This window comes from Actinomyces sp. HMSC075C01, from assembly GCF_001812965.1.
Classification (GTDB): Bacteria; Actinomycetota; Actinomycetes; order Actinomycetales; family Actinomycetaceae; genus Actinomyces; species Actinomyces acetigenes.
This window is the reverse complement of the sequence record NZ_KV810973.1, coordinates 1-204: the sequence shown is the minus strand read 5'-3', so window position 1 is coordinate 204 and position 204 is coordinate 1.

Below are 204 nucleotides of genomic sequence, written 5' to 3'. Positions count from 1 at the left end.
GCCACAGCTGCCTCCGACCCTGCGTCGTCTGCCGTGCCCAGCCCCCGCCACCTGGGTCCCATCACACGTCACCAATGTCATGACCTCAAACATCGAGCTCTATCTGGCGCCCGCGCGAAGGCCCGCAGGTCATGGTTCAACGCCGGCTCCGCCCCGAGTCGCCCCGAGTCGCCCCGAGTCGGTCTACTCCACGAGGGTCGGGAT